Source organism: Duganella sp. CY15W (assembly GCF_009857555.1).
In the GTDB taxonomy this organism is placed as follows: Bacteria; Pseudomonadota; Gammaproteobacteria; order Burkholderiales; family Burkholderiaceae_D; genus Rugamonas; species Rugamonas sacchari.
On sequence record NZ_WWCQ01000002.1, the window covers coordinates 196,077 to 222,077 of the forward strand.

The 26,001-nt window shown below is 60.6% G+C and carries 27 protein-coding genes; 3 read left to right on the top strand and 24 right to left on the bottom strand.

The window, feature by feature from the left end:
* Positions 1-46 precede the first annotated feature (46 nt).
* The 16 genes from GTP58_RS10410 to GTP58_RS10485 form a co-directional block, all read right to left on the bottom strand.
* Positions 47-865 (bottom strand): AraC family transcriptional regulator, encoded by an 819-nt coding sequence (locus GTP58_RS10410; RefSeq protein WP_161077472.1) that lies wholly within the window; start codon positions 863-865, stop codon positions 47-49.
* 68 nt (positions 866-933) lie between these two features.
* Positions 934-1,230: a HigA family addiction module antitoxin gene (locus GTP58_RS10415; RefSeq protein ID WP_161077473.1), complete on the bottom strand. Its 297-nt coding sequence runs from the start codon at positions 1,228-1,230 to the stop codon at positions 934-936.
* Between the two features lie 14 nt (positions 1,231-1,244).
* Positions 1,245-1,436 (bottom strand): type II toxin-antitoxin system RelE/ParE family toxin, encoded by a 192-nt coding sequence (locus GTP58_RS10420; protein ID WP_161077474.1) that lies wholly within the window; start codon positions 1,434-1,436, stop codon positions 1,245-1,247.
* A 342-nt stretch (positions 1,437-1,778) separates the two neighbouring features.
* Positions 1,779-2,552, bottom strand: a complete 774-nt coding sequence (locus GTP58_RS10425) for an enoyl-CoA hydratase (RefSeq protein WP_072786921.1) — start codon at positions 2,550-2,552, stop codon at positions 1,779-1,781.
* Between the two features lie 119 nt (positions 2,553-2,671).
* A complete protein-coding gene (locus GTP58_RS10430; protein ID WP_161077475.1) occupies positions 2,672-3,868 on the bottom strand; it encodes an acetyl-CoA C-acyltransferase in 1,197 nt (398 codons plus the stop codon).
* Positions 3,869-3,898: 30 nt separating this feature from the next.
* Positions 3,899-4,345 (bottom strand): PaaI family thioesterase, encoded by a 447-nt coding sequence (locus GTP58_RS10435; protein ID WP_229255753.1) that lies wholly within the window; start codon positions 4,343-4,345, stop codon positions 3,899-3,901.
* Between the two features lie 62 nt (positions 4,346-4,407).
* Positions 4,408-6,810, bottom strand: coding sequence for a 3-hydroxyacyl-CoA dehydrogenase/enoyl-CoA hydratase family protein (locus GTP58_RS10440; RefSeq protein ID WP_161077476.1), 2,403 nt, complete (start codon positions 6,808-6,810; stop codon positions 4,408-4,410).
* Positions 6,811-6,840: 30 nt separating this feature from the next.
* Entirely contained in the window at positions 6,841-8,631 is a 1,791-nt protein-coding gene (locus tag GTP58_RS10445) for an acyl-CoA dehydrogenase C-terminal domain-containing protein (protein WP_161077477.1), read from the bottom strand.
* A 33-nt stretch (positions 8,632-8,664) separates the two neighbouring features.
* Positions 8,665-9,288: a TetR/AcrR family transcriptional regulator gene (locus tag GTP58_RS10450; protein WP_161077478.1), complete on the bottom strand. Its 624-nt coding sequence runs from the start codon at positions 9,286-9,288 to the stop codon at positions 8,665-8,667.
* A 206-nt stretch (positions 9,289-9,494) separates the two neighbouring features.
* On the bottom strand, positions 9,495-9,866 hold the full coding sequence (locus tag GTP58_RS10455; RefSeq protein WP_161077479.1) for an RNA-binding S4 domain-containing protein: 372 nt from the start codon (positions 9,864-9,866) through the stop codon (positions 9,495-9,497).
* A complete protein-coding gene (gene clsB, locus GTP58_RS10460) occupies positions 9,863-11,026 on the bottom strand; it encodes a cardiolipin synthase ClsB (protein WP_161077480.1) in 1,164 nt (387 codons plus the stop codon). The genes GTP58_RS10455 and clsB overlap by 4 nt, the downstream gene beginning before the upstream one ends.
* A 9-nt stretch (positions 11,027-11,035) precedes the next feature.
* Entirely contained in the window at positions 11,036-11,851 is an 816-nt protein-coding gene (locus GTP58_RS10465) for an endonuclease/exonuclease/phosphatase family protein (protein WP_161077481.1), read from the bottom strand.
* A gap of 160 nt (positions 11,852-12,011) precedes the next feature.
* The gene (gene nudB / locus GTP58_RS10470) at positions 12,012-12,461 is read right to left on the bottom strand and encodes a dihydroneopterin triphosphate diphosphatase (RefSeq protein ID WP_072786912.1); all 450 of its coding nucleotides are present in this window, start codon (positions 12,459-12,461) and stop codon (positions 12,012-12,014) included.
* 49 nt (positions 12,462-12,510) lie between these two features.
* Positions 12,511-14,310, bottom strand: coding sequence for an aspartate--tRNA ligase (gene aspS / locus GTP58_RS10475; protein ID WP_202413686.1), 1,800 nt, complete (start codon positions 14,308-14,310; stop codon positions 12,511-12,513).
* A 37-nt stretch (positions 14,311-14,347) separates the two neighbouring features.
* Positions 14,348-14,974, bottom strand: a complete 627-nt coding sequence (locus GTP58_RS10480; RefSeq protein ID WP_072786910.1) for a DUF502 domain-containing protein — start codon at positions 14,972-14,974, stop codon at positions 14,348-14,350.
* Between the two features lie 27 nt (positions 14,975-15,001).
* Positions 15,002-15,286 carry an FmdB family zinc ribbon protein gene (locus GTP58_RS10485; RefSeq protein WP_161077482.1) on the bottom strand — a complete coding sequence of 95 codons (285 nt, stop codon included), beginning with the start codon at positions 15,284-15,286 and terminating at the stop codon, positions 15,002-15,004.
* Between the two features lie 252 nt (positions 15,287-15,538).
* Here GTP58_RS10485 and GTP58_RS10490 point away from each other — a divergent pair, with 252 nt between their 5' ends.
* Both GTP58_RS10490 and GTP58_RS10495 read left to right on the top strand, forming a co-directional pair.
* Entirely contained in the window at positions 15,539-15,745 is a 207-nt protein-coding gene (locus GTP58_RS10490) for a hypothetical protein (protein WP_161077483.1), read from the top strand.
* A 20-nt stretch (positions 15,746-15,765) separates the two neighbouring features.
* Entirely contained in the window at positions 15,766-16,128 is a 363-nt protein-coding gene (locus GTP58_RS10495) for a hypothetical protein (RefSeq protein ID WP_161077484.1), read from the top strand.
* Here the strand turns inward: GTP58_RS10495 and GTP58_RS10500 are convergent.
* From GTP58_RS10500 to ubiE, 5 genes are all read right to left on the bottom strand, one after another.
* Positions 16,121-16,717: a methyltransferase domain-containing protein gene (locus tag GTP58_RS10500; protein WP_161077485.1), complete on the bottom strand. Its 597-nt coding sequence runs from the start codon at positions 16,715-16,717 to the stop codon at positions 16,121-16,123. The two genes, GTP58_RS10495 and GTP58_RS10500, sit on opposite strands and share 8 nt — an antisense overlap.
* A 5-nt stretch (positions 16,718-16,722) precedes the next feature.
* Positions 16,723-18,291, bottom strand: a complete 1,569-nt coding sequence (gene ubiB, locus GTP58_RS10505; protein ID WP_072786905.1) for a ubiquinone biosynthesis regulatory protein kinase UbiB — start codon at positions 18,289-18,291, stop codon at positions 16,723-16,725.
* Positions 18,288-18,896 carry an SCP2 domain-containing protein gene (locus GTP58_RS10510; protein ID WP_161077486.1) on the bottom strand — a complete coding sequence of 203 codons (609 nt, stop codon included), beginning with the start codon at positions 18,894-18,896 and terminating at the stop codon, positions 18,288-18,290. The genes ubiB and GTP58_RS10510 overlap by 4 nt, the downstream gene beginning before the upstream one ends.
* Positions 18,897-19,037: 141 nt before the next feature.
* Complete coding sequence (locus GTP58_RS10515) at positions 19,038-19,943, bottom strand: Tim44 domain-containing protein (protein WP_161077487.1); 906 nt, start codon at positions 19,941-19,943, stop codon at positions 19,038-19,040.
* A gap of 17 nt (positions 19,944-19,960) precedes the next feature.
* Positions 19,961-20,695, bottom strand: a complete 735-nt coding sequence (gene ubiE / locus GTP58_RS10520; RefSeq protein WP_072786902.1) for a bifunctional demethylmenaquinone methyltransferase/2-methoxy-6-polyprenyl-1,4-benzoquinol methylase UbiE — start codon at positions 20,693-20,695, stop codon at positions 19,961-19,963.
* A gap of 106 nt (positions 20,696-20,801) precedes the next feature.
* On the opposite strand from ubiE, the gene GTP58_RS10525 reads away from it, so the two are divergent.
* Positions 20,802-21,176, top strand: coding sequence for a lysozyme inhibitor LprI family protein (locus GTP58_RS10525; protein ID WP_161077488.1), 375 nt, complete (start codon positions 20,802-20,804; stop codon positions 21,174-21,176).
* Here the strand turns inward: GTP58_RS10525 and GTP58_RS10530 are convergent, their stop codons facing one another.
* The 3 genes from GTP58_RS10530 to GTP58_RS10540 are packed head-to-tail and all read right to left on the bottom strand — an operon-like array spanning position 21,177 to position 25,965.
* Positions 21,177-22,454, bottom strand: coding sequence for an alpha/beta fold hydrolase (locus GTP58_RS10530; protein ID WP_161077489.1), 1,278 nt, complete (start codon positions 22,452-22,454; stop codon positions 21,177-21,179).
* A gap of 8 nt (positions 22,455-22,462) precedes the next feature.
* Entirely contained in the window at positions 22,463-23,728 is a 1,266-nt protein-coding gene (locus tag GTP58_RS10535) for an LLM class flavin-dependent oxidoreductase (protein WP_161077490.1), read from the bottom strand.
* A complete protein-coding gene (locus GTP58_RS10540) occupies positions 23,728-25,965 on the bottom strand; it encodes a TonB-dependent receptor (RefSeq protein ID WP_161077491.1) in 2,238 nt (745 codons plus the stop codon). Before GTP58_RS10540 ends, GTP58_RS10535 begins: the two co-directional genes overlap by 1 nt.
* Positions 25,966-26,001: the final 36 nt, after the last annotated feature.

Consider the following 26,001-nt stretch of genomic DNA (forward strand, 5'->3'; position numbering starts at 1 on the left):
GAAGGTTCACTATCGCGGATGGCGCGCGCCGCCGCTGTCGAAATCTTTAGTGATTTGCCAGCTTGCGGAAAGCCGATGGCGAGCAGCCGTACGCCTGGCGGAAACTTGCGCTGAAATGACTGTGGCTGGAAAAGCCCAGATCAAAACTCACCGCCGACAAATCACCGCACTGCGCCATGACGGCCAGCGCCCGCTGCAAGCGCAGCTGCAATTGATAGCGATAGAGCGGAATGCCCTCAACCTGCTGGAACACCTGCGTCAGATAGACCGGCGAGCCGCCCGTCTCCGCAGCGATGTCATCGAGCGTCCAGCGGCGTGCCGTGTCGCTGGCCAATGTTAGCTTGATGCGGTCCACAAGCCGGCGTTGTCCGTGCCTGGCCTGACTGGATGGTTTGCTTCTTCCGCCTAACGCGTGCTGCAAAAGCGACAGCATCAAAGTCTCAGCCTTCAACGGCTCCGTCGCATCATCATGCATCGCCAGCCGCAGCTGCGCTACCAGCATCTGCGACTGCGCATCGATGCGCTGATGCTGCGCGAGGAATGCGCCAGCCTGCAGCGTCCCTGCGGGCGCCAGCTCCTCCAGCACAGCGGGGGCGACCGCAAGTGACACACACGCATCCCCCCCCTCGACAGGATGGCTGATCCGATACTCCTGCAGCGCATTAAAGAACAGCACCTGGTTGCCATCGGCCACCGCAACATCCTGTCCCACCCGCCGCACATACACACCGCGATAGGGAAACACGATATGCGTCGCCTGCGCGCACTCCACATCACTGTCATGCCTGCAACCGCCGGCGCAGTGGACATCGCTGGCCGTGACAGAAGCCGTCCTCAGCGAACGCGCAACATGAATAGACGACATGGGCATCCCCGCATAGAAAGATGTCCCATTCTATGGCGGTGGCGTTACGCGATCCATTACCTCCGAGGTTATGCTGACGTAGCTAGCGTTCTCAGAGGCATACGCTCGATCTTTGGACGTTTTTCTTTCCCCGCCTGGTACAAGTCATACTGCAATTGCATTCCAGCCCACAACTCCGGGCTCGTACCAAGCGCAGCGCCAAGACGGTATGCCATATCAATCGAGATAGCGGACGTGCCATTCACTATGCGCTGCAATGTGTTGCGGCTGACGCCAATATGCGCAGCGATATCGGATACCGTGACATCGCCAAGATATTCCCTCAACACGCTCCCCGGATGAGGTGGATTATGCATGCGTGTCATTTTCACCCCCAGCTTTAGTGATAGTCACACTTGCCTCGCAAGGCATGAAGACGCCAAGCTGAATTTGTAATATCCGCAGGCTGTTTTGCCTGATCCAACGCGGCCAATTGACGCTTCAGCCGGCTAGCGTGCCCTGACTGAATCCCCGACGTATTTTCCGTTTCGAAGAACCGTTGCAGCCCTTTGTGGCAAAAGCTTTTAATCATGATCGTATCGCGGGCCGATACGCCATGCAAGCAAGCGCTACGATATTGACTTGACGCGCAGCCACCGTTGAACTCCTCTTTGCACGGATAAGGAGTGATAGTGAGGCTGCTGCTAATCAGGGATCTTGATACCGCTCATGCTCGTAGAAGAGCGCAGTCCGCTCAAACTGACATTAGACCGATTCGCCATATTTTCCACATGAAAATTTCCATGGCGTTAAGCCCACGCCATTTAGGCGTGGTTTCAAATACCCTCTTTAAGGAACCATCGAGTTTGGACTGGCCGGAGCTTTTGTCACAGCGGTTACTTCGGCCAGTAAAATGACACTCTAAGAATGCGTATCAGACGAACTGGGTGAAGTCCGGCTTGCGTTTCTGGAAGAAGGCCATGAAGGCTTCCTTGGCTTCCGGTGCGGACAGCATTTTGCCGAAGTGGACGTTTTCGGCGGCGATGGCTTCGGCCGTCGGGGCTTTGCGGGCGGCTTTCATCAGTTCTTTGGTGACGCGGATCGAGCTGGCTGGCAGTGCCACCAGCTTGGCGGCCTGGCCTTCGGCAAACGCGCGCAGTTCATCGACTGGCAGCACTTTCGATACCAGGCCCATCTCCAGCGCTTCCTGCGCCAGGAAGGCTTCGCCCAGCATCAGTTTTTCAGCAGCGCGCGGGTAGCCGGCGATTTGCGTCAGCAGCAGGCTGGAGCCGAATTCCGGGCACAGGCCCAGCTGGACGAATGGCATCGAGAACTTGGCGTTGTCGGCGGCGTACACCAGGTCGCAGTGCATCAGCAGCGTGGTGCCGATGCCGACCGCGTTGCCGGCGACGGCGGCGACGATCGGCTTGGTGCTGCCGCTCAGTGCCATCATGAATTTGTACACGGAACGGTCTTCAATCGCACCGCTGGTCGGGGCGTTTTTCATGAAGTCTTCCAGGTCGTTACCGGCGGTGAAGATGTCGGCCTTGCCGGCGATCAGGATGGCGCGCACCTCGGTGTCGCCTTCGGCTTCGGTCAGAGCCACGGCCATGCTCTGGTACATGGCGGCGGTGATGGCGTTCTTGCGTTCCGGACGGTTGAATTCCAGCGTCAGGATGCCGTTGTTCTTGCTGCTCAAAATTTCCATATCTGTCTCCAAATGAAAAAGGCGCCGGGATCAACCCCAGCGCCCTTTTTACCCCCAAGGCCGAAGGGGTCTGACCCCGTATGGGGTCAGACCCCGGCTGCGCGGGGTGCGGGGTGTTGTTATACGCGTTCGATGATACCAGCAGCGCCCATACCTGCGCCGACGCACATGGTGACCATGCCGTACTTCAGGCTGTTGCGGCGCAGGGCGTGCACCACGGTCGCAGCGCGGATCGCGCCGGTTGCGCCCAGCGGGTGACCCAGAGCAATCGCGCCGCCCATCGGGTTGACCTTGGAGGTATCCAGGCCCAGGTCGCGGATCACAGCCAGCGCCTGTGCAGCAAACGCTTCGTTCAGTTCGATCCAGTCCAGCTGGTCCTGGGTGATGCCAGCGGCCTTGCACGCTTCTGGAATCGCGAACTTGGGACCGATGCCCATGATTTCCGGTGGCACGCCTTTGACCGCGAACGACGAGAACTTGGCCAGCGGGGTCAGGTTGTGTTGTTTCAGGATCTTCTCGGAGACCACCAGCAGCGCGCCGGCGCCATCGGACATCTGCGAGCTGTTGCCGGCGGTGACCGAGCCTTTGGCTGCAAACACTGGCTTCAGCTTGCCCAGGGTTTCCAGGCTGGTTTCCGGACGCGCGCCTTCGTCGGTATTGACGGTACGGGTTTTTACCTTGATTTCACCGGTGGCCAGGTCTGGCGTGCGGGTGATGATTTCCACTGGCGTGGTTTCATCCTTGAAGAAGCCAGCCTGCTGTGCAGCGATGGCGCGGCGGTGCGATTCAACCGAGAACGCGTCCTGGTCTTCGCGCGACACTTTCCACTGCTCGGCCACTTTTTCAGCGGTCAGGCCCATGCCGTAGGCCATGCCGACATTTTCGTCGGTGAACATATTCATGTTCATCGATGGGTGGTGGCCCATCATCGGCACCATCGACATCGATTCAACGCCACCCGCCAGCATTACGTCGGCTTCGCCCACGCGGATGCGGTCCGCCGCCATGGCCAGGGCGGTGATGCCCGACGCGCAGTAGCGGTTGATGGTCACGCCGCCGACGGTGCGTGGCAGGCCTGCCAGCAGCACCGATTGACGGGCGATGTTGAAGCCCTGTTCCGCTTCCGGGAACGAGCAGCCGATGATGGCGTCGGTGATCAGCGCCGGATCCAGGCCTGGCGCCTGGGCCAGTGCCGACTGGATTACCTTGACCAGCAGGTCGTCCGGACGGGTTTTGTTGAACATGCCGCGCGGCGCTTTGCCGATTGGGGTACGGGTCGCGGCGACGATGTACGCTTCTTGAATTTGTTTGCTCATTTTGTTCTTCCAAAAATTTTTGATCGAAGACTAGCTACGCTTCTCAGATAAATACCAATCCACTTGAACCTGTGCGGCCAGCGTGCCGGCGGCGTCGAAGATGTCGACTTCCACCGGGAACGCGACCTTGCCTTGCTGTTTCAGCTCTGCCTTCAACGCATCCAGATCGCCAGGGACGCGGCCTTCGGCGCGCGTCGCACCCTTGGCTACTTTCTGGTACTGGATGCGCGATTCCTTGGCGACCGGGCGCAGGCCCAGGATCAATTCCGCGAAACCGCCTGCCATGGCCGCGCCGGAGGCCGTTTCGGCCAGCGTGAACAAGGCGCCGGCGTGCGGCGTGCCCAGGTGATTGTGCAGCTTGGGGTCATCCGGCATCGACACCTTGGCGGTGCCGCTGCCGATCTCGTCGATCCTGATGCCGAGCGTACGCACCAGCGGCAGGGTGTCCATCATTTGCTGCTTGATACGTTCGTACACGATGCTCGGCCTCACAAAAAGTAAAACTTTAAACGCTAGTTTCAGAATCGACATGACCGGGATTAGTTACGCACTGGCTTGCCGGTTTGCAGCATGCCCATGATGCGTTCCTGAGTCTTCGGATGGTTCAGCAGTTCCAGGAAGGCGCGGCGTTCCGCGTCCAGGATCCACTGTTCGCTCACGAAGGAGCCCTGATCGATGTCACCACCGCTCACGATCTCGGCGATCATGTCGCCCAGCTTGAAGTCGTGTGCCGAGATGAAGCCGCCGTCACGCATGTTGACCAGCTGCGCCTTGATGGTGGCCCAGCCGTAACGGCCGGTCACCTGCACCGGTGCTTTCAGCGGCGCGCGGTAGCCCTTGTCGAACATGGCGCGTGCTTCGGTTTTCGCCACGTGCAGCAGTTCGTACGGGTTGAACACGATCACGTCGTCTTCTTTCAGGTAGCCCATCGCTTGCGCTTCCAACGCCGATTTCGACACGTTCGCGGTGGCCGCGTTGGTGAAGCCGGTTTTCAGGAATTGCAGGATGTCGGTGCCCTTGGCTTCCTTGTAAGCGCGCACTGCCGCTTCTTTCAGGCCGCCGCCGGCTGGAATCAGGCCCACGCCCACTTCCACCAGACCGATGTAGGACTCGATCGACGCCACACGCTTGGATGCGTGCAGGGCCATCTCGCAGCCGCCGCCCAGTGCCAGGCCAGCCACTGCAGCCACTACCGGCACGTTCGAATATTTCATCGCCATGAAGGTGTCTTGCAGTTCACGGATGATCGGATCAACCGCTTTGGCGCCGCCGCTCATGAAGGCTGGCAGTGCCGATTGCAGGTCGGCGCCGGCCGAGAATGCGCCGCCATCGGCGGCATCCGCGCTCCAGATCACCAGGCCTTTGAAGTTCTTCTCGGCTTCAGCCAGGGCTTTCTTGAAGCCGGCGATGACGCCTGGGCTGATCACGTGCAGCTTGGTTTTCAACGAGATCACCAGCACGTCGTCGCCCGAGTGCCACAGGCGGACGTCGTCGTCTTCATGCACGGTGGTGCCGGCTTTGCGGCCATCCAGTTCGCCCGAACCCAGTACCGGGGCGCGGAATTCCTGGCGTTTGTACACGGCCAGTTCCGAACGCGGCACGAACGATTTCGAGACTGCCGACCACGAACCCTCAGGGGTGTGGACGCCGCCTTTTTCAGCGACCGGACCTTCGAACACCCAGGCTGGCAGCGGTGCGTTGCACAGTGCGTGGCCAGCGTCGATGTCTTCCTTGACCCACTGGGCCACCTGGGTCCAGCCGGAGGCTTGCCAGGTTTCGAACGGACCGACGTTCCAGCCGAAGCCCCAGCGCATGGCGAAGTCGATGTCACGCGCGTTGTCGGCCACGGTGTCCAGATGCACGGCGATGTAGTGGAATGCGTCGCGGAAGATCGCCCACAGGAATTGCGCTTGCGGGTTGGTCGATTCGCGCATCGCCTTCATCTTCTTGACCGGATCCTTTTCTTTCAGGATGCGGGCCACGATGTCGGCAGCCTTGGCGCCGCCCGCCACGTATTCACCGGTAGCGAAGTCCAGGCGTTGAATTTCCTTGCCTACTTTTTTATAGAAGCCAGCGCCGGTCTTCTGACCCAGTGCGCCTTTTTCAACCAGCTTGGCCAGCACGGCCGGGGTTTTGTAGACCGCTGCGAACGGATCGTTCGGCAGGTAGTCCTGCATGGTCTTGATCACGTGACCCATGGTGTCCAGACCAACCACGTCGGCGGTACGGAAGGTACCCGACTTGGCGCGGCCCAGCTTGGCGCCGGTCAGGTCATCGACCACGTCCACCGACAGGCCGAATTTTTCAGCTTCGTGAACGATGGCCAGGATGCCGAACACGCCAACGCGGTTGGCGATGAAGTTCGGGGTGTCCTTGGCGCGGACCACGCCCTTGCCCAGGGTCGAGGTCAGGAAGCCTTCCAGCTGGTCGCTGATTTCTGGCTTGGTGAACTCGGTCGGGATGATTTCCACCAGGTGCATATAGCGCGGTGGGTTGAAGAAGTGCACGCCGCAGTAGCGCGATTTCAGGTCCGCGTCAAAGCCTTCCGACAGCTTGGTGATCGACAGGCCCGAGGTGTTCGAAGCGAAAATCGCGTTTGGCGCAATGTGCGGTGCGACCTTTTTGTACAGGTCGTGTTTCCAGTCCATGCGCTCGGCGATGGCTTCGATGATCAGGTCGCACTCGGCCAGCTTGGCCAGGTCGTCTTCGTAGTTGGCCACTTCGATCAGCGCCGCGTGTTCCTTGTTGCCCAGCGGTGCAGGCGACAGTTTTTTCAGGCCTTCGATGGCTTTCAGTACGATGCCGTTTTTCGGCGTACCTTCCTTGCCCGGCAGGTCGAACAGCACCACAGGCACTTTGGCGTTGATGCAATGGGCGGCGATCTGCGCGCCCATCACGCCGGCGCCCAGCACGGCGACTTTTTTTACGATGAAGTTGGTCATGGGTTTCCTCTATATCCTAATAAAAAGCGCTTAGAACAGGTCAGCGTCGAGTGCCATCAGGTTGGCGGAGCCCGAGCGTGCCTGGCGGATCAGGGTTGCGGTTTCTGGTTGCAGGCGGGCGAAGTAGAAGCGCGCGGTTGCCAGCTTGGCTTTGTAGAAGGTGTCGCTGCTGTCTTCTTTTTCCAGTGCGATCTGTGCCATGCGGGCGAAGAAGTAGCTGTACACCAGGTGGCCCACCACGCGCAGGTAAGGCACGGCAGCGGCGCCCACTTCGTCGGCGTTCTGGAAGGCTTTCATGCCGATTTCCATGGTCAGCTTGGTGACTTTGTCGCCCAGCTCGCCCAGTGGGGTGATGAATTCGCTCATCTTCTCGTCCAGGCCGTTCTCTTCCACGTAGGACTTGATCTTCTCGCCGAATTTACGCAGCTTGGCGCCGTTGTCGCCCAGGATCTTACGACCCAGCAGATCCAGCGACTGGATGGTGTTGGTGCCTTCGTAGATCAGGTTGATACGCGCGTCACGCACGTACTGCTCCATGCCCCACTCCGAGATGTAGCCGTGGCCGCCGAACACTTGCATCGCTTCCGAGGTAGCGATCCAGGCGTTGTCGGTGATGAAGGCCTTGATGATCGGGGTCAGCAGCGCGACTTCGTCAGCCGCTTCTTTGCGCACATCTTCGTCCGGGTGATTCAGTTCGCGGTCGATCTGCAGCGCCACGTACGAGGTGAAAGCGCGTGCGCCTTCCGCGTAGGCTTTGCCGGTCAACAGCATGCGGCGTACGTCCGGGTGCACGATGATCGGGTCAGCTGGCATTTCCGGATGTTTAGGACCGGTCAGCGAACGCATCTGGATGCGGTCTTTGGCGTAGATCAGCGCGTTCTGGTAAGCCACTTCGGTCAGGCCCAGCGACTGCATGCCCACGCCCAGACGGGCCGCGTTCATGAACACGAACATGGCGTTCAGGCCCTTGTTCGGCTGGCCGATGATCCAGCCACGGGCGCCGTCCAGATTCATCTGGCAGGTCGAGTTGCCGTGGATGCCCATTTTTTCTTCGATGGCGCCGCAGGTGATTGGATTGCGTTCGCCGACCGAGCCGTCTTCTTTCGGCAGGTACTTCGGTACCAGGAACAGCGAAATGCCTTTCGAGCCTTCCGGTGCATCCGGCACGCGGGCCAGCACCAGGTGCAGAATGTTCTCTGCCATGTCGTGTTCGCCGGCCGAGATGAAGATCTTGTTACCGGTGATCAGCCACGAGCCGTCGTCCTGTGGCAGCGCTTTCGAGCGCAGCATGCCCAGGTCGGTACCGCAGTGTGGTTCGGTCAGGCACATGGTGCCGGTCCATTCGCCCGACACCAGTTTCGGCAGGTAGACTTTCTTCTGGTGCTCGGTGCCGTGTTCTTTCAGGCACTCGTAGGCGCCGTGCGACAGGCCTGGGTACATGGTCCAGGCCTGGTTGGCCGAGTTCAGCATCTCGTAGAACGAGTTGTTCATCACCACCGGCAGGCCCTGGCCGCCGTATTCCGGATCGCAGGCCAGCGCTGCCCAGCCGCCGTCGACGTATTGTTTGTAAGCTTCCTTGAAGCCTTTAGGAGTGGTCACGGTGCTGGTCGCAGCGTCGTGTTTGCAACCTTCGCGGTCGCCCGAGTGGTTCAGCGGGAACAGTACTTCCGCGGTGAACTTGCCACCTTCTTCCAGTACCTGGTTGATGATGTCGGCATCGATTTCCGCGTGTTTCGGCAGCGCCTTCAGTTCATCTTCCACTTTCAGCAGTTCGTGCAGAACGAATTGCATATCCCGGATTGGCGCGACGTATTGACCCATGGTTTTCTCCTGATGACTACTTTAGTGTTTGAATTAATTAACTTGCGCAACCACCGCTGCCGGTGACTGCGGATTGCGATACGTTTCGACCAGGCGTTCAAAGCCCTTGCCGGCACGCTCCAGGCTGCCTGGGATGCGCAGGAAACGCGCATCGTGATGCAGCGCCAGGATCAGGCCGTACATCTCGTACACCAGCTGCTGCGGATCGGTGTCGGTTTTCAGATCGCCGCACTCGATGGACTGCTTCGCGCAGCGCAGCAGTGCGCCCTGCCACGCGCCAACCATCGCCATCAGCTCTTCGCGGATCGGACCGGGACGGTCGTCATATTCCACCGCACCGCTGATATAGATGCAGCCCGAGGCGACCTCGACGCTGACCCGCTTGACCCAGCGCGCAAACATGGCCTTGAGGCGCTGAATGCCGCGCGGCTCTTTGACGCTAGGGAAAAACACTTCCTGCTCGAAACGGTGGTGATACAGCTTCAGCACTTCCAACTGCAAGTCTTCCCGCGAGCCGAAATGCGCGAACACGCCGGATTTGCTCATGTTCATCTTATCTGCGAGCAATCCGATGGTCAGACCTTCCAGGCCATCACGGCTGGCCAGATCGAGAGCCACATCCAGGATTGCAGCGCGGGTTAACTCGCCTTTGCGCATAAATTTAGTTGACGTATTAATAAGATTGCATCCCGAAGTAAATTTTAAAAGCATGGAGAAGAAACATTCTGCTCCACTTAAATTTACTGTGTGTGAAAAGAATTGCGAACGCTCGTACTATTATCCACTTGCAGGTGAATGTCAAACAGTTGTGTTAGAGGTGACGTTCTATTGCTGCGACGCAGCAATGCAGGAGGGAAATTAAGTTACAGCTTGTCCAGTTCCCGGCGGTCGCGCTTGGTTGGACGGCCCTTGATGGTGGTGCCGGGTTCGCGGTACAGGCGACGGTTTTCCGCCACGGCGACACGGCGCGCCACGCTCACATCGGTTTCTTCGTAGAGGTTGCGGGCGACTGTGGCCGGGCCGCGCACATCGGACAAGCCCATCACATCGACTTCCCACTGATCGGAGCCGTTGTCGATCTCCAGCACGTCGCCAATCTTGACGTTGCGCGCCGGCTTGGCGCGGTCGCCGTTGACGATCACCCGGCCCAGCGAGATGGCGTCGGTGGCCAGCGAACGGGTTTTAAAAAAGCGCGCTGCCCACAGCCATTTGTCCAGTCGTACAGTTTCGCTCACGCGTATTTCCCCACTGCGAACACTCGCATCAATAACTTATAAAACACAAACGCAATCTCGTAGCCGATGCGGCGCACATGGCCGACGTGCTTGAAATCGTCATAGCTGATCACTTTGCCGTCGACAATCGCGTCTTCAATATGCTGGCGCAGGCTTTGCGCAAACGCCGCATCCTTGATGACGACGTTGGCTTCCTGGTTCAGAAACAGGCTCAGGCCGTCGACATTGCTGGAGCCGACCGTGGCCCAGTCATCATCGATGACCGCCACCTTGGCATGCAGCTGCGTCTTGTGATACTCCACCACCTTGACGCCGGCCGCCAGCAGCTTGGGATAGAAGGAATGCGCGACCGCATCCTGCAGCCAGATCTCGCCAACGCCGATCAGCAGGGTCACGTCCACGCCACGCTGGGCGGCCGAGGCCAGCGCCTGGCGAAACTTGCGGCCCGGCGCAAAATAAGGATTGGCCAGCAGCACACTCTTGCGCGCCTTGCCCAGCGCCTGCAGATAAGCGCGCTGAATGGTGCGGCGGTTACGCCAGTTGTCGCGCACCACAAAGCCGGCCTGCACCGAGTGGGCCGCGGCAATCTTCTGCACCTTGCGCATGTCACGGTACAGGCCGATACGCTTGATGATGCCGAGCTTGCCCAGGCGGCGCCACTGCGTCACGGCTTCCGCCTGGATATCCACCACCAGCGGCCCGCGCACCTGCACCGCAAAGTCCCAGCGCGGCGCCGACAGTGCCTTGCTGTGATCGTAGTCGCAGAACATATCATCGTTGATGTTGATGCCGCCGACGTAGGCCACCTCGCGGTCCACCACGCAAATCTTGCGGTGGGTGCGCGTGACGCCGCGCTTGAACCAGGGATTGAACATGCGGTGCTCGACGCCCTGGGCGACCAGGTGGTCATGCATGGAATTGACCTGGCGGCGGCCGGTGCCCCACCAGTCGGTAATCATGCGCACCTGCACGCCGCGCTGGGCGGCGTTCACCAGGGCGGACAGCACGCGCTGGCCGGTCTCGTCGCCGGCAAAGATGTAGGTCTCGAAATAGACCTCGTACTGCGCGGCGTCGATGGCGGCGACCAGCGCAGGGAAATAGTCGGTGCCGGTGTGGAGCAGTGTGACTTCGTTATCGGCGATAAAATTTACTGGGCGCATAGTTGGCGCTCACGCCAGCGTCAGCGAGGCGACGATGGGAGCGTGGTCTGAGAGCTTGGCCCATAGACTACCATGCATCACCTCAGCCGTCTCTACCTTGAAGCCGCGCACGTAGATGCGGTCCAGGCGGAAGAATGGCAGGCCGGCCGGGAAGGTGCGCGCCGGCGTCACGCTGGCCTTGCGGCGCAGCTTGCGCATGATGTCGTCCAGCGCCGAATTGCCGCCGATTTCATCAAACGCCTCGCGCACGCCCAGCGCGTTGCGCAGCTCGTCGCTGAGGGTATTGCGCCAGTCATTGAAGTCGCCCGCAATCACCACCGGTTCGCCATTGGGCGCGGTTTCCTGCACTGCCGAAATCAGCGCCTGCGTCTGGCGCCGGCGGCCGCTTTCAAACAGGCCCAGATGCACCACATAGCAATGCACCGGCCCATGCGGCGTATGCAATACGCAATGCAGGATGCCGCGCTGCTCATAGGCGTGATCGGAAACGTCGCGGTTGGCCTGGCTGGCGATCGGGAAAGCGCTCAGGAGCGCGTTGCCATGGTGGCCATGATCGTAAATCGCATTCATGCCGTAGGCCGCATGCAGATGGCGGGACTCGCCGGCAAAAAATTCATGCTGCGCCGCAGCGGGCCAGTGCTTGTGGCCGAGGTGCTCAGCCCCGTACTTGGCGGCTTTGAGGTCATGTTTGCCCTGCACTTCTTGCAAAAAAACGACATCGGCATCAAACATGCCGATCGCCTGTTTCAGCGCCAGCACACGCGGTTCCGCACGGATGCTGGAAACGCCCTTGTGGATATTGTAGGTAGCGACACGGATCTTCATGCAGAATATTCTACTCCCGAGATCGCATCCTGCGGTGTGCGTCGGCGCACATAGCCAAAGTCCCAAACAATCCGGGGTCAGTTCTTGCAATCCAACACGGGCTCTGGCGTAGCGGCCGCTACGCCAGAGCCCGTGTTGGATTGCAAGAACTGACCCCGGATTAGAGTTGGCGTGGGAGCTGGAGGATGGCTTCGGCGTTGGAGGGCGAGAAGCAGCGGTCGGCCGCTTCGAGGTACGGCAGCCAGACGTGGTTGACGTGCTCACGCGGGCTCAGTGTGATGGCGATATCGCGCGGCACTTCGACGCTGAAGACGTGCTCGGTGTTTTCGGTGACGCCCGGCGCGTAGCGGTGGCGCCAGACTTCGTAAATCGTGTAGATGTTGGACAGCTGCCAGTCGCGCAGCACGATGCGCTGGCCGTCGGCGACGATGCCGGTTTCTTCGAACAGTTCGCGCCGGGCGGTTTCCAGCAAGGGCTCGTCAACCGCGTCCAGCGATCCGGTCACGGACTGCCAGAAGCCCGCCTTGTCGGCGCGTTCAATCAGCAGCACCTGCAAATCGGCCGTGTGGATCACCACCAGCACCGATTCTGGAATTTTGTAAGGCTTCATAGACGGACAAAAGAAAAGGCGCCGTAGCGCCTTTTCTGAGCAAAACAGATTAGCCAGCGACTTTCGGCTCGGCTGCACGCAGACGGATGTGCAGTTCTTTCAGCTGCTTCTCGTCGACTTCCGACGGTGCATGGGTCAGCAGATCCTGTGCACGCTGGGTTTTCGGGAAGGCGATCACGTCGCGGATCGAATCGGACTTGGTCATCAGGGTGACGATACGGTCCAGGCCGAACGCCAGGCCACCGTGCGGCGGCGCGCCGTATTGCAGCGCGTCCAGCAGGAAGCCGAACTTCAGGCGGGCTTCGTCGGCATCGATCTTGAGCGCGCGGAATACTTTCGACTGCACTTCTTCGCGGTGGATACGGATCGAACCGCCGCCCAGTTCCCAGCCGTTCAGCACCATGTCGTAGGCCTTGGCGATGCAGGCGCCCGGATTGGTTTCCAGCCAGTCTTCGTGGCCGTCTTTTGGCGCGGTGAACGGGTGGTGGGTCGCGGTCCAGCGGTCGGCTTCTTCGTCGTATTCGAACATCGGGAAGTCGATCACCCACAGCGGCGCCCAGACGTCGTCAAACAGGCCGGCAGCCTTGCCGAATTCCGAGTGGCCGATCTTCACGCGCAGCGCGCCGATGGCGTCGTTGACGACTTTGGCCTTGTCTGCGCCGAAGAAGATCAGGTCGCCGTCTTCGGCGCCGGTCAGTTCCAGCACCTTGGCCAGCGCGGCGTCGTGCAGGTTTTTGACGATCGGCGACTGCAGACCGTCACGGCCCTTGGCCTTCTCGTTGACCTTGATGTACGCCAGGCCCTTGGCGCCGTAGATGGCGACGAACTGGGTGTAGGCGTCGATTTCCGAACGCGGCATGTCGGCGCCTTTGGGTACGCGCAGACCGACCACGCGGCCGTTTGGCATGTTGGCGGCGCCCGAGAAGACTTTGAAGTCAACGTCTTTCATGACCTCGGTCAGTTCGGTGAACTGCAGCTTGACGCGCATGTCCGGCTTGTCCGAACCGTAGCTGCCCATGGCTTCGGCGAAGTCCATCACCGGGAACGGGTTAGGCAGGTCGACGTCCATGGTGTTCTTGAACGTTTTGCGGATCATGTCTTCGAACAGATCGCGGATTTCCTGTTCGTTCAGGAACGAGGTTTCGCAGTCGATCTGGGTGAATTCCGGCTGGCGGTCAGCGCGCAGGTCTTCGTCGCGGAAGCACTTGGTGATCTGGTAGTAACGGTCGAAGTTGGCCACCATCAGCAGCTGTTTGAACAGCTGTGGCGATTGCGGCAGCGCGAAGAAGTTACCGGCGTTGACACGCGACGGCACCAGGTAGTCGCGCGCGCCTTCCGGAGTCGACTTGGTCAGCATCGGGGTTTCGATGTCGATGAAGCCCAGTTCGTCCAGGTACTTGCGCACTTCCATCGTGACCTTGTAGCGCAGGCGCAGGTTGTTCTGCATCTGTGGACGACGCAGGTCCAGCACGCGGTGGGTCAGGCGGGTGGTTTCCGACAGGTTGTCGTCGTCCAGCTGGAACGGTACGGCCACGGAGGCGTTCAGCACTTCCAGTTCCGAGCAGATCACTTCGATCTTGCCCGATTTCAGGTTGGTGTTGACGGTGCCGGCCAGACGATCCTTGACCACGCCGGTCACGCGCAGGCAAAACTCATTACGCACGGCTTCGGCGGCCTTGAACACTTCAGCCTGTTCCGGATTGCACACGATCTGCACCAGGCCTTCGCGGTCGCGCAGGTCGATGAAGATCACGCCACCGTGGTCGCGGCGACGATGTACCCAGCCGCACAGGCTGACGGTTTGGCCAAGCAGCGCTTCAGTGGTGAGGCCGCAGTAGTGAGTACGCATTGAGGACATGTTTATTTCTCGGTTCAGGTTAAGTTACTCAGTTAATCTTGGTTTCTTCGAGGATGACTTTCGGCGCGTCTTCCGGCGCCACCACACCCATCGAAACAATGTACTTCAGGGCCGCATCGACAGTCATGTCGAGTTCGACCACATCCTTCCTGGCCATCATCAGGAAAAAGCCCGAGGTCGGGTTCGGCGTGGTCGGGATATACACGCTGACAAAGTCGCCCACCAGATGGTTCCTCACGTCACCGCCCGGGGTGCCGGTCAGGAAGGCGATGGTCCACGAATTCTGGTGCGGATACGGGATCAGCACCGCCTTGCGGAAGGCATTGCCGGACGACGAAAACAGCGTATCCGACACTTGCTTGACGCTGGAATACAGCGAGCTCACCACCGGAATGCGGTTCAGCAGTTTTTCCCACAGCTTGACCACATAATTGCCGACCAGGTTATTGGTCAGCAGCCCGGTCAGGAACACAATGATAATCGTCAGCAGCGTCCCCAGGCCAGGAATATCGAAGCCGATAAGCGTGCTCGGCTGCCAAGCCTTGGGCACAAACAACAGGGACTGGTCCATGGTGCTGATGACCAGATTCAGCACCCAGGCGGTAATCGCCAGGGGCACAAGGATCAGCAGGCCGGTGATGAAATATTTACGCATCGAATACCTTCGTGGTGGATGGGATCGTCAGGTCTCGCTCTTGCCGCCGCTGGAAGCCGGTGCCGGCGCAGGCGCCGGTGCGGCGCTGTCCGCTTTCGGACCAGTGGACGTCCCCGTTGCCGGCGGCGTGCCGCCACGGAAGTCGGTCACATACCAGCCAGACCCTTTGAGCTGGAAACCAGCTGCAGTCAATTGCTTCTTAAACGATTCCTTGCTGCACGACGGGCATACCGTCAGTTGCGGGTCGGAAATCTTCTGCAAGACATCCTTGGCAAAACCGCATGCTTCGCAGCGGTAAGCGTAGATCGGCATCTATTACTCCGCAAAAATCATCAAAACCCTGAATTATAAAGCTTTTTGCGGGCTACCTGACTGTTTCCTGCGGTTATCGCCTGTACCAGGGTGTGCCATAATTGATTTCATTGAGAAAATCTATTCGCAGATTGTCTCAAAGCATGATTAAATAGGCTCCAACCTGCGTAGATTTCCCAATCCCTGAATCGCCGCCTCGTTAGCTGTCCCCGACCGACGACGCTCCAACTCTTTGATTCTTAGGGAAATCTCATGAAAAAATATCTGTACGCCGGCCTCCTTGCCGTCTCCCTGGCAACGCCAGCCCTCGCTGCCGCCACCAAATTGACACCCCAGTCGCCGGATGAACCGTTGCGTCCTCGCGCCATTATCTTGTGCATTGCGGTGGTGATCGGCCTCAACGCCTACCGCTATCGTCCATATATCCAGCGCCGCCATATGCCAGGAAGCCACGATTAACCTACCACGCGAGGGTTAGCATGAAACGGTATACCGCCCTCTTGCTATTGCCTGCATTGCTGGCCGCCGGTTCGGCCTCGGCAATGCGCGCGCCGGATTACATTGACGCCGACCAGCGCACCAGCGTGACCTTGCGCGATGACCATCCACCGATGGCGATTGCCGCGACAGATGGCGGCGCCACGACAACGGCGATCACGGCTGGCGACGTCGCGTTGCTCCCGGTACGGCCACAAGGTCACCCGCAAGCCACGCAGGTACCGGTCACCAGTGCCGTGCCCGAACCTTCCGGCTGGGCCATGCTGTTCTGTGGCGCACTATTATTGCTGCTGGTGCCCAACCGCCGCGACAGTGAAGCCATACGGCCGATCGACGTCAAGTAGTCCGCCGCCAGATCATCCAGCGCTCCTTGCCGGCAAATACCGGAATGGAATCGCTGACGGCCTCGTCGGCCATGCACACGAAATACGGTTGCAGCAAGGCCTCCAGCTGCGCGCGGCCGATGCCGAACGGCGGCCCCTTGGGCGCCTCGTCAAAAAAGAAATAGCCTGCCAGTAGCGCGCCCGGCGCCAGCAGCTGCGCCCAGCGCGCCGCCACTTGCGGCCACATGGCGCGCGGCATCGCACACAGGAAGGCGCGTTCATAAATCAGTTGCAGCGGCTGGGCCGGCTGCCACTGGAAGAAGTCGGCTTCCACCACGCGCGCGGCATAGCTGCCCGCCGCGGCCTTGCCTTGCGCTACGGCGGCCGGGGAAAAATCGATGGCCGTCGCATCCCAGCCCAGCTGCGCCAGATACGTCAGCTCGTACGCCGCGCCGCAACCGGGGATCAGCGTGACCAGCGGGCCGCTGGCGGCGGCAAAATCGCGCAGCGCCTGCGGCACGCCGCCCTTGTCCCACGGCGTAAAGTGGCGCTCGAAACGCTCATCCCAGAACGCTGGCGACAAAGGATCACGCTGCTGGAAATCGGCCATGGCGCTTAGCCCAGGTGATGCCAGCGTAGGTACAGCTGGAACCCGGCCACGCCCAGCGCAAACGCGCCGCCCGCGTAAATCACCAGACTCAGCAAACGGTTGGTGCGCTGCTGCTCGCCGATCAGCACCTTGATGAGCTCGGTGTTGTCGTTAGGCTTTTCCGCGTGACGTTCGAGTGCCTGATGCATCAGGCGCGGCAGTTGCGGGAAGATGTGCGCGTAGCGTGGCGCTTCCGCTTTCATACGCTGCAGCAAGCCCTTCCAGCCCACCTGCTCGGCCATCCAGTTTTCCAGATAGGGCTTGGCGGTCTTCCACAGGTCAAGGTCGGGGTCGAGCTGGCGCCCCAGGCCTTCGATATTCAGCAGCGTTTTTTGCAGCAGCACCAGCTGCGGCTGCACTTCCACATTGAAGCGGCGCGAAGTCTGGAACAGGCGCAGCAGGATCTGGCCAAACGAAATGTCTTTCAGCGGACGGTCGAAGATCGGTTCGCAGCAGGCGCGCACGGCCGACTCCAGCTCATCGACACGGGTTTCTTTCGGCGCCCAGCCCGACTCGATATGCGCCTCGGCCACGCGCTTGTAGTCGCGGCGGAAGAAGGCCAGGAAATTCTGCGACAGGTAGTCCTTGTCGAAATCGTTCAGCGTGCCCATGATGCCGAAGTCCAGCGCAATGTAGCGGCCAAACGTCTCCGGCTCCACCGACACCAGGATGTTCCCCGGGTGCATATCCGCGTGGAAGAAACCGTCGCGGAACACCTGCGTGAAGAAGATTTCCACACCATCGCTCGACAGCCTTTTCAGGTCCACGCCAGCCGCTTCCAGGCGGTCGATCTGCGACACGGGAATGCCGTGCATGCGCTCCATCACGATCACGTTGGAGGAGCAGTAATCCCAGTGCATTTCCGGCACCAGCAGCAGATGCGAGTCGGCGAAATTGCGGCGCAGCTGGCTGGCGTTGGCGGCCTCGCGCATCAGGTCCAGCTCATCGTGCAGGTATTTGTCGAACTCGGCCACCACCTCTCGCGGCTTCAGACGTTTGCTGTCGGCCCACACATTGCCGATCCATTCGGCCGCCACATGCATCAGCGCGACGTCGTCATCGATGGTTTTTTTCATGCCCGGACGCAGCACCTTGACCGCCACCTGGCGGCCATCCTTGAGCGTGGCAAAGTGCACCTGCGCGATCGAAGCGGAGGCCACCGGCGTGCGCTCAAACGTGGCAAACAGCTGGTCCGGATGGGCGCCCAGCGATTTGCGGATCTGCGCGATGGCCAGGTCGGAATCGAACGGCGGCACGCGGTCCTGCAGGCGCGACAGCTCGACCACCAGATCGGCTGGAATCAGGTCGCTGCGGGTCGACAGCACCTGGCCGAATTTGACGAAGATCGGCCCCAGCTCTTCCAGCGCCATGCGCAGGCGCACGCCACGCGGCGCCGACAGGTCGCGCCAGAAAAATATCGTATCGATCAGCTTGGTAATGCGCGGTTTCTTCAAACCGGAGATGGCAATTTCGTCGAGGCCGTAACGCACCGATACCCGCAGGATTTTCAGCAGGCGTAAAAATTTCAGCATTATGTCGATCCCAGTTTCTGTTCCAGTTTGGCCAGGCGCTTGGCGGCGCGCTCGACGTCGTCACGCAGGCGCGAGACGTCGGCCGAGAAGGCGTCAACCGTGGGCGGCCGCACCAGCACCTGCTTTTCTTCGAGCAGGAATTCTGCGACATTTTCCGCCAGCTTTTGATGACCATTTTTGACCGCCTCAAACACCGCCCTGGCGCCGGACACCGCGCGCACGGCCGCCACCGGACCGATGACTTTTTCCAGATCGTGCTCGGCTTCCCAGCGCAGCGACTTGCTCAGGCTGGAAATGGCGTTAGCAAATTCGGCATCGCCCTCGATCTGCACGTAGGAGAAGGCGCGCTCGCGGTTTTGCGCGATCAGCGGCAGGTCCGACAGTTTGACGCGGATGGTGACGCGCGCGGCCTCGTCCACCGGCGCCGGCTCCAGATAGCCGTCCGCGGTCACGCGCAAACGCAGCGCGACCGAGCCGGCGTCGATGACCGCCACCTTGCCGGCATGGCGTTGCAGCTCCTGGCGCGCCCACGGCTCCTGCGCCAGCAAATGGTTGATGGCAGCGCTCGCGGGCGCTGCGGAAAAACTACCTGGTTTCAGTGAAATCATCTTCTAGCCGTTCAAAACAAAACCGCCCGATGACGGGCGGCCTTGATCTTACCAGTTTAGCCGGCTTTCACCCCAAACCGGTGAATCGCCGTCGGGGTCTGACCCCGTACGGGGTCAGACCCCTCTGTGGCCCTGCGGGGTTTACGCCAGCTGCTGAATACCCGCCAGCAGCCAACCACCATTGCCGTTGATCGGCTTGCTCAAGTTCCAGACTTCGTTGAACGGCTCCGCCAGCGCATCCGGCGCCGGTTTGATGGTGCCGCTGAACTGCACGCTGGCCAGGTATTCGGTGGCGCCGGTTTCGATGCCCAGCAGCTGGGCGTCGATGCTGACCACATCCGTATAGTCGGTTTGCGCGCCACGCTCGGTGATCTGCATTTTCAGCTCGGCAAACACTTCTGGCGTGGTGAATTCGCGGATATCGGCCGAATCACCCTTGTCCCAGGCAGCTTGCAGGCGGATGAAGTTGCTCTTGGCCACACGCAGGAAGCTGGCGCTGTCGAAGTCGGCAGGCACGCCCCACGGGGTGTGCGCCGGCTGCACTGGCGCGGCGGCTGGCTGCAGACGCGAACCAATTTCCGGCGTCGCATTGCCAGCGGCCGGCGGCTGCATCGGGTACACATTATTGCCGCCAAACGCAGCCGGCTGCGCCGCAGGCTGCGACTTGCCACGGATCAGGCGGATGATGAAGAACACCACGCCAGCCAGCAGCACCAGCATCAGGATGGAACCCAGTGCGCTCGCCATCGCGCCGCCCAGGCCGAAGTGCGAGAACAGCGCGCCCAGGCCGAGGCCCAGCAGCGCGCCGCCCAGAATGCCCTTCCATGGACTAGGTTTGGGTGCGGCTACCGGTGGCGCGGCGGGCGCCGGCGCAGGCTGAGCCTGGCGTGGCGCCTGTTGCGGCGCTTGCTGTGCCGGCGGCATACGGTTGACGTTTTGCGATTGACGGCCGATCGACTTGCCGCCGCCCATCGGGCGCGCTTCCGCGATCATCGATACCGCCATGGCGGCGATCAGGGCGCCGACCAGAATTTTTTTCAAGTTCATAGTTTCCTCTCCAGGCATTACATTTTGATACCGGTGTGCAAAGCGGCCACACCTGCCGTCAGGTTGTAATACGTAACACGTTCCAGGCCCGCTTCTTCCATCATCGACTTCAGGGTGTCCTGGTCCGGGTGCATGCGGATCGATTCGGCCAGATAGCGATAGCTCTCGGCGTCGTTGGCGATCTTGTCACCCATCCAAGGCAGAATCTTGAACGAATACAGATCGTATGGTTTTTGCAATGGCGCGGCCACTTTCGAAAATTCCAGCACCAGCAGCTTGCCGCCCGGCTTCAGCACCCGGCGCATTTCTTTCAGCGCCTGGTCCTTGTGCGTCATATTGCGCAGGCCAAAAGCGACGCTGACGCGGTCGAAGTAATTGTCCGGGAATGGCAGCTTTTCTGCGTCACACAACAATGTGGGGGTCAACAGGCCGCGATTCAAGAGGCGGTCACGGCCCACGCGCAGCATGGACTCGTTGATATCGGTGAGCCAGACTTCGCCGGTCGGGCCAGCCTGCTTGGCAAACACCTTGGCCAGATCGCCCGTGCCGCCAGCGATATCCAGGCATTTGAAGCCCGGACGCACCGCCGCGTTGGCGATGGTGAAGGCCTTCCACACGCGGTGCAGGCCTGCCGACATCACGTCGTTCATGATGTCGTACTTGGCGGCGACAGAATGGAAAACCTTGGCAACTTCGCGGACTTTATCTTCTTCCGCGACGGTTTTGTAACCGAAGTGAGTGGTATTGGTCATGGTATGCAGGCCTGTTAGTTTGCCAGCATTATACAAGCTGACGCTCTTGAGGGCGGCTTAGAAACATGGCAAACTTGGCAAGTTTAATACTCACCAAAGGTTCGATATGAAGAAAATCATTGCCGCTGTGCTGTTTTGCGCCTCGGGCGCAGCCTTCGCCAACTCCGCTTGCGACGTCCCGAAAAACGACTTCGACGGCCTGTACTGCCTGAACAAGGTCTACCAGGAAGCCGACAAGGAATTGAACACCAACTATCAGGCGCTCAGCAGCAAGCTGGATGCCGATGGCAAGAAAGCGCTGAAAGCCGGCCAGCTGGCCTGGATCAAGCAGCGCAACGACACCTGCTCCAAGCGCGAACCTACCGGCTTTTATGTCAATCTGGATTGCGCCACCAGCACCACCATCAAGCGTTCGCAGTTCCTGCAGGACCGCGTGCGCGAATGCAATAGCTCTGGCTGCCAGAACAGCAAGCTGCAGTAATTACTGCGCCGGCAGGTGGCGCCACTCCAGTCCTAGCGCGGCGCGCTTGGGGAAGCCCAGCCACAGGCCGGTGTCTTCCTTGATGGTGCCATCGGCTTGCAGTGGCGGCAGGTCCAGGTAGGCCTGCAAGGGCTGCTGCTTGAGCTGGATGCCCAGGAAGGCCGTCACGAAATGCTGGTTGATGTTGTTGATGCGGCGGCTATCCCATACCGGCTCGGAGTAGGAAGAAAAATCGTCGGCACTGCTCCAGTGGGCTGGCGATGGCGGATTGGGCGCCGAGTTGTGGCGGCCGCCGGCATAAGTCAGCAGATAGCGCTCCGCATGCACGGTTTTCTGGAACAGCTGCTTCACGCCGTCCTGATAGCCCGCCACGTCATCCTGATCGCCGCTGATGAACAGCAGCGGCGTGCGCACGCCAGCCAGACCCGCATCGTCCCACACCTTGTGTGCGCCGCCCCACGGCGCAAACGCCACCACCGCCTTGATGCGCGCATCGCGCGCCGCTTCGTATTGCTGATTGCCCTGCTGGTTGATCGCCAGCTTGCCACCGGGGACATAGGCTGCCGCCGCAGCACTGACGCCCGCGCCCACCGTGTTCAATGCGCCATAGCCGCCCATTGAATAGCCAATCAACGCGGTGTTGTTGGCGTCTACCATGCCCGCCAGGACATTGCCGCTGCCAGGTTTGGCCCATGCTGCCACGGTGTCCAGCACGAACAGATCGTCCAGCCTTCTGTTCAACAACGTGCTGGCAAAGCCTGCCTTGTCCGCGCGCGTGGATTCGAGATGGTCGATGGCCACCACCACGTAGCCCTTGGATGCCAGGTTCTCGGTCAGATAAGACATTTGCAGCCGCGAACCGGGATAACCGTGCGAGATGATGACCAGCGGGTAGCCGCCTTGTGCCACCGGCGCCGCATCCCGCACTGCGCGGCCATTGAACTGGAACGGCGTATTCGGCCGCTTGGGATCATTCGGGCCGGAACCGAGAACATCGGTATAAACAGTATGTTCGTTCTGGCCTGCCGCCAACTGCGCCGGGTACCATACCTCCAGCACCAGCTTGCGCGTATAGCGTGGGTTCGGCTGTTCTGCGTTTGCATGCAGGATGTCAAGCTGGTCCTGATGCTCAGCCACCAGCGTGCGGACGCCTACTTTCAGCGGACCACGTGCCGCCAGCTCGGGCGCATCAGGGCGCATATCGCCAAAATATTCCTGCGCACCCGCCTGCCCTGCCGCCAGCGCAACGGCCAACACCAACATCCTGCCTAACCTCATGCCATCTCCTATAAATCCAAATGCTCCCGCAAGGTGCTGCCCGAGTACGCCGTGCGGAACAAGCCGCGCCGCTGCAACTCAGGAATCACCAGCGTGAGGAAGTCGTCCAAACCACCCGGCAGCGCGGGCGCCATGAAATTGAAACCATCCGCCGCGCCCTGCTCAAACCATTCCTGCATCTGATCCGCCACCTTTGCCGCCGTGCCGACCACCGTGAAGTGCCCGCGGCCGCCGGCAATGCGTTCATACAGCTGGCGTATCGTCAAATTCTCGCCCTGCGCCAGATCGGTCAATAACTGCTGCCGGCTGCGCTGACCGTCCTGCGTCTGTGGCAGTTCCGGCAGCGGACCGTCCAGCGGATAGGCGGACAAATCAAAGTTGCCGATCATGCGCCCCAGCAGCGCCAGGCCAGCTTTAGGCTCAATCAGCGCTTGCAGCTGTGCGAACTTCTCGTCTGCCTCCGCCTGCGTGCGGCCGACGACGGCAAACAATCCCGGCATGATCTTGACCGACTCCGGCTTGCGGCCCTTGGCTACCACGCGGTCCTTGATGTCGCGGTAGAAGACCTGTGCCTTGGCCAGCGTCGGCTGCGCGGTGAACACGACCTCCGCCGTTGCCGCCGCCAGATCGCGCCCCGTCTCCGAGCCACCCGCCTGCACCACCACCGGCCTGCCTTGCGGGCTGCGCACCACATTGAGCGGTCCAGCAACAGAAAAATGCTCGCCACGATGATTCAGCTTGTGCAGCCTGGCCGGATCGTATGGCAGCTCGCCTGACTTGTCATCGACCAGCGCACCGGGGTCCCAACTATTCCACAGTCCTGTGACAACCTGATGAAATTCCCGCGCCCGCGCATAGCGGTCCGCATGCGCCACATGCTGGTCGCGGCCGAAGTTGGCTGCTTCCGCAGCGTTATCCGACGTGACCAGATTCCAGCCCGCGCGGCCATCGGACAGCAGATCCAGCGAGGCAAACTGCCGCGCCACCGTGTACGGTTCGTTGTAGGTGGTAGTGGCGGTGCCAATCAAACCGATACGTTCCGTTGACGCGGCAAGCGCCGACAGCAACGTCAAAGGCTCCAGCGAAGGCGCGCCGGTCAACGCCACGCTATCCGCAAAAAACACCGCGTCCAGACAGGCCCGTTCCGCACTGCGCACCTGTTCGCGGAACACCTTGAAAGGATTCGACGCCAGATCGGTTTCAGGATGACGCCACGCCGCGACGTGGTGACCATAACGCATCATGAATGCAGCAATACTGAGTTGACGCGGCATCAGAACTCCTTGCGGGCGGTGATGCCGAAGTAACGCTCATCGTCACGCGGCACAGCGCGGGTGACATAGCCAGTCGACGTCACCAGATTGGTGGCATACGATTTGTTGGCCAGGTTCTTGCCAACCAGCGCAATGCGCCAGCCGCTGACCGGCGACGACAGCGCAATGCCCGCATTGACTACGCCATACGCACCCTGAATCGCATCCGGCGACTGGAACAGATCGAACTGCGTCTTGGCCTGCCAGCTGTAGTCGGCCGACAGATCAACGATCAGGCCACTCTCCAGCGGCAGCGCGTAGTTGGCACGCGTGAACGACTTCCACTTCGGCGAGAATGGCAACGGTTTGCCATTCAGATTGCACGACGCCGCAGCGGCCGGAGGGCAGTTAAAGCTATCGATGGTGGCATCGGTGTAGGCCAGCGAAGCGCTCAGTGTCAGCGCACGGGTTGGCCGTGCATTGATATCCAGCTCCACACCCTTGGTCGACACATCGCCAGCGTTAATCAGGCGCGTGACAACGGCGCCCGCCACCGTGTCATAGAAATTGGCCTGGTAGTTCGCGTACTTGGTGCTGAACACCGCCACATTGGCAGTCAGCTTGCGGTCAAACGCACTGGCCTTCAGGCCCAGCTCAAACGAATCCGATGTTTCTGGTTTCAGCGCCAGCGTGTCGCGGCTCAGCATATTAAAGAACACGTTGTAAGCCGGGCCTTTGTAGCCACGCGAGTAAGTCGCATAAGTGTTCACATCACGCGCCAGATCGTATTGCAGGCCGACGCGGCCTGAGTAGCCGTCCTCGCTGGTGGAGCCTGCATTCTGCACCGCAGGCTGTACGCCGGGGAAAGCAACCGTCTGCGTCGAAGTACGTATATGATCGTATGACAGATCGTCCCTGGTCCAGCGCGCACCGGCGATGGCGCGCCAGACTGGCGAGAAGTTCAGCGTGCTCTCGCCAAACAGGGAATAGCTGTCATTCTTCACGCCATAATCCGCGCGGCCGGAATTAGTCGCCGCGCCGTTGTTGACGATGCGCTGATAGGTCTCGCGGTCCTTGCCATGCAAGTAGTAGGCACCGGCCACATATTCCACAAACTGGTCCTTCGGCGACGCCAGGCGCAGCTCCTGCGATGCCTGACTGAATTCCACCGTGCCGATATCCCGCGTCGCGGGAAACGCCGGCGTGATGCGCGCCACTTCCGCTGCATTGCCGATGGCCGAGGTGCTGGTGTATTGCGTGTTGTCCCAGTCGCGCACCGCCGTGATGGACGTCAGCGTGTAACCGTTAAAACGGTAATCCACCTGCGCCGACAAACCTTTGTTCCTGTCGTGGATATCGCTAGGAATATCCGCATTCACCTGACGGTTTTCCGTGCCCGCCACCACGGGCGCAATGCCGGCATTGAACACTGCCGCCGTCGACTTATACGCCGTAAACGTCGGCGAGGAATTTGAACGCAGATAGTCGGCAATCAGCGCGATATCCAGATCCCTGGTTGGCGTGATGTCCACACGCGCACGCACGCCTTTGCGGTCAAAGCCATTCAGCTTGCCGCCGCCCGCATGGACGTTATCGATATTGCCGTCGTAGTCCGCATACAGGCCGGTCACCGAGGCTGCCACCACGCCCGGCTGAATCGCGCCCGACACGCCAGCGCGCACGCGCTTCTCATTGCCCTCGTACCAGGACGCATCCACAAAGCCGCTGGTCGCCTGTGACGATTTGCGGCCCACCACATTCAACACGCCTGACGATGCGTTCTTGCCAAACAGCGTCCCCTGCGGACCGCGCAGAATCTCAATGTGCTCGATATCCAGCAAATCCAGCGTCGCCTGGCCGGGGCGCGCATACACCACGCCATCGACTACGGTGGACACGGTCGGCTCCACGCCAGGCGAGGTGGAAATGGTACCGATGCCACGTACGAAGATGGTCGTATCCTTGTTGCCGCCCTGCTGACGGAAGGTCACGCTTGGCACTTCCTGCACAATGGTATCGATGCTGGTGCGGTTGGCGTTGTTCAGCGCATCGCCGTCCAGAACCGAGACTGCGACTGGCACGGATTGCAGCGAGGCGTTGCGGCGCGTGGCGCTGACAGTCACACTCGGCACTGCGGCGCTGTCGTCGCGATCCTTGACCGATGCTCCCGGATCGGTCTCCGCAGCGGAGGCATAGGCCGTCGCCACCAGAAAAGCACCGGTGGTCAGTGCGCCAAAAATCTTCTTGTTGCTCTTCATTTCCTGATCCCTTGATTTGAAAGCGCCCCTTGCGCC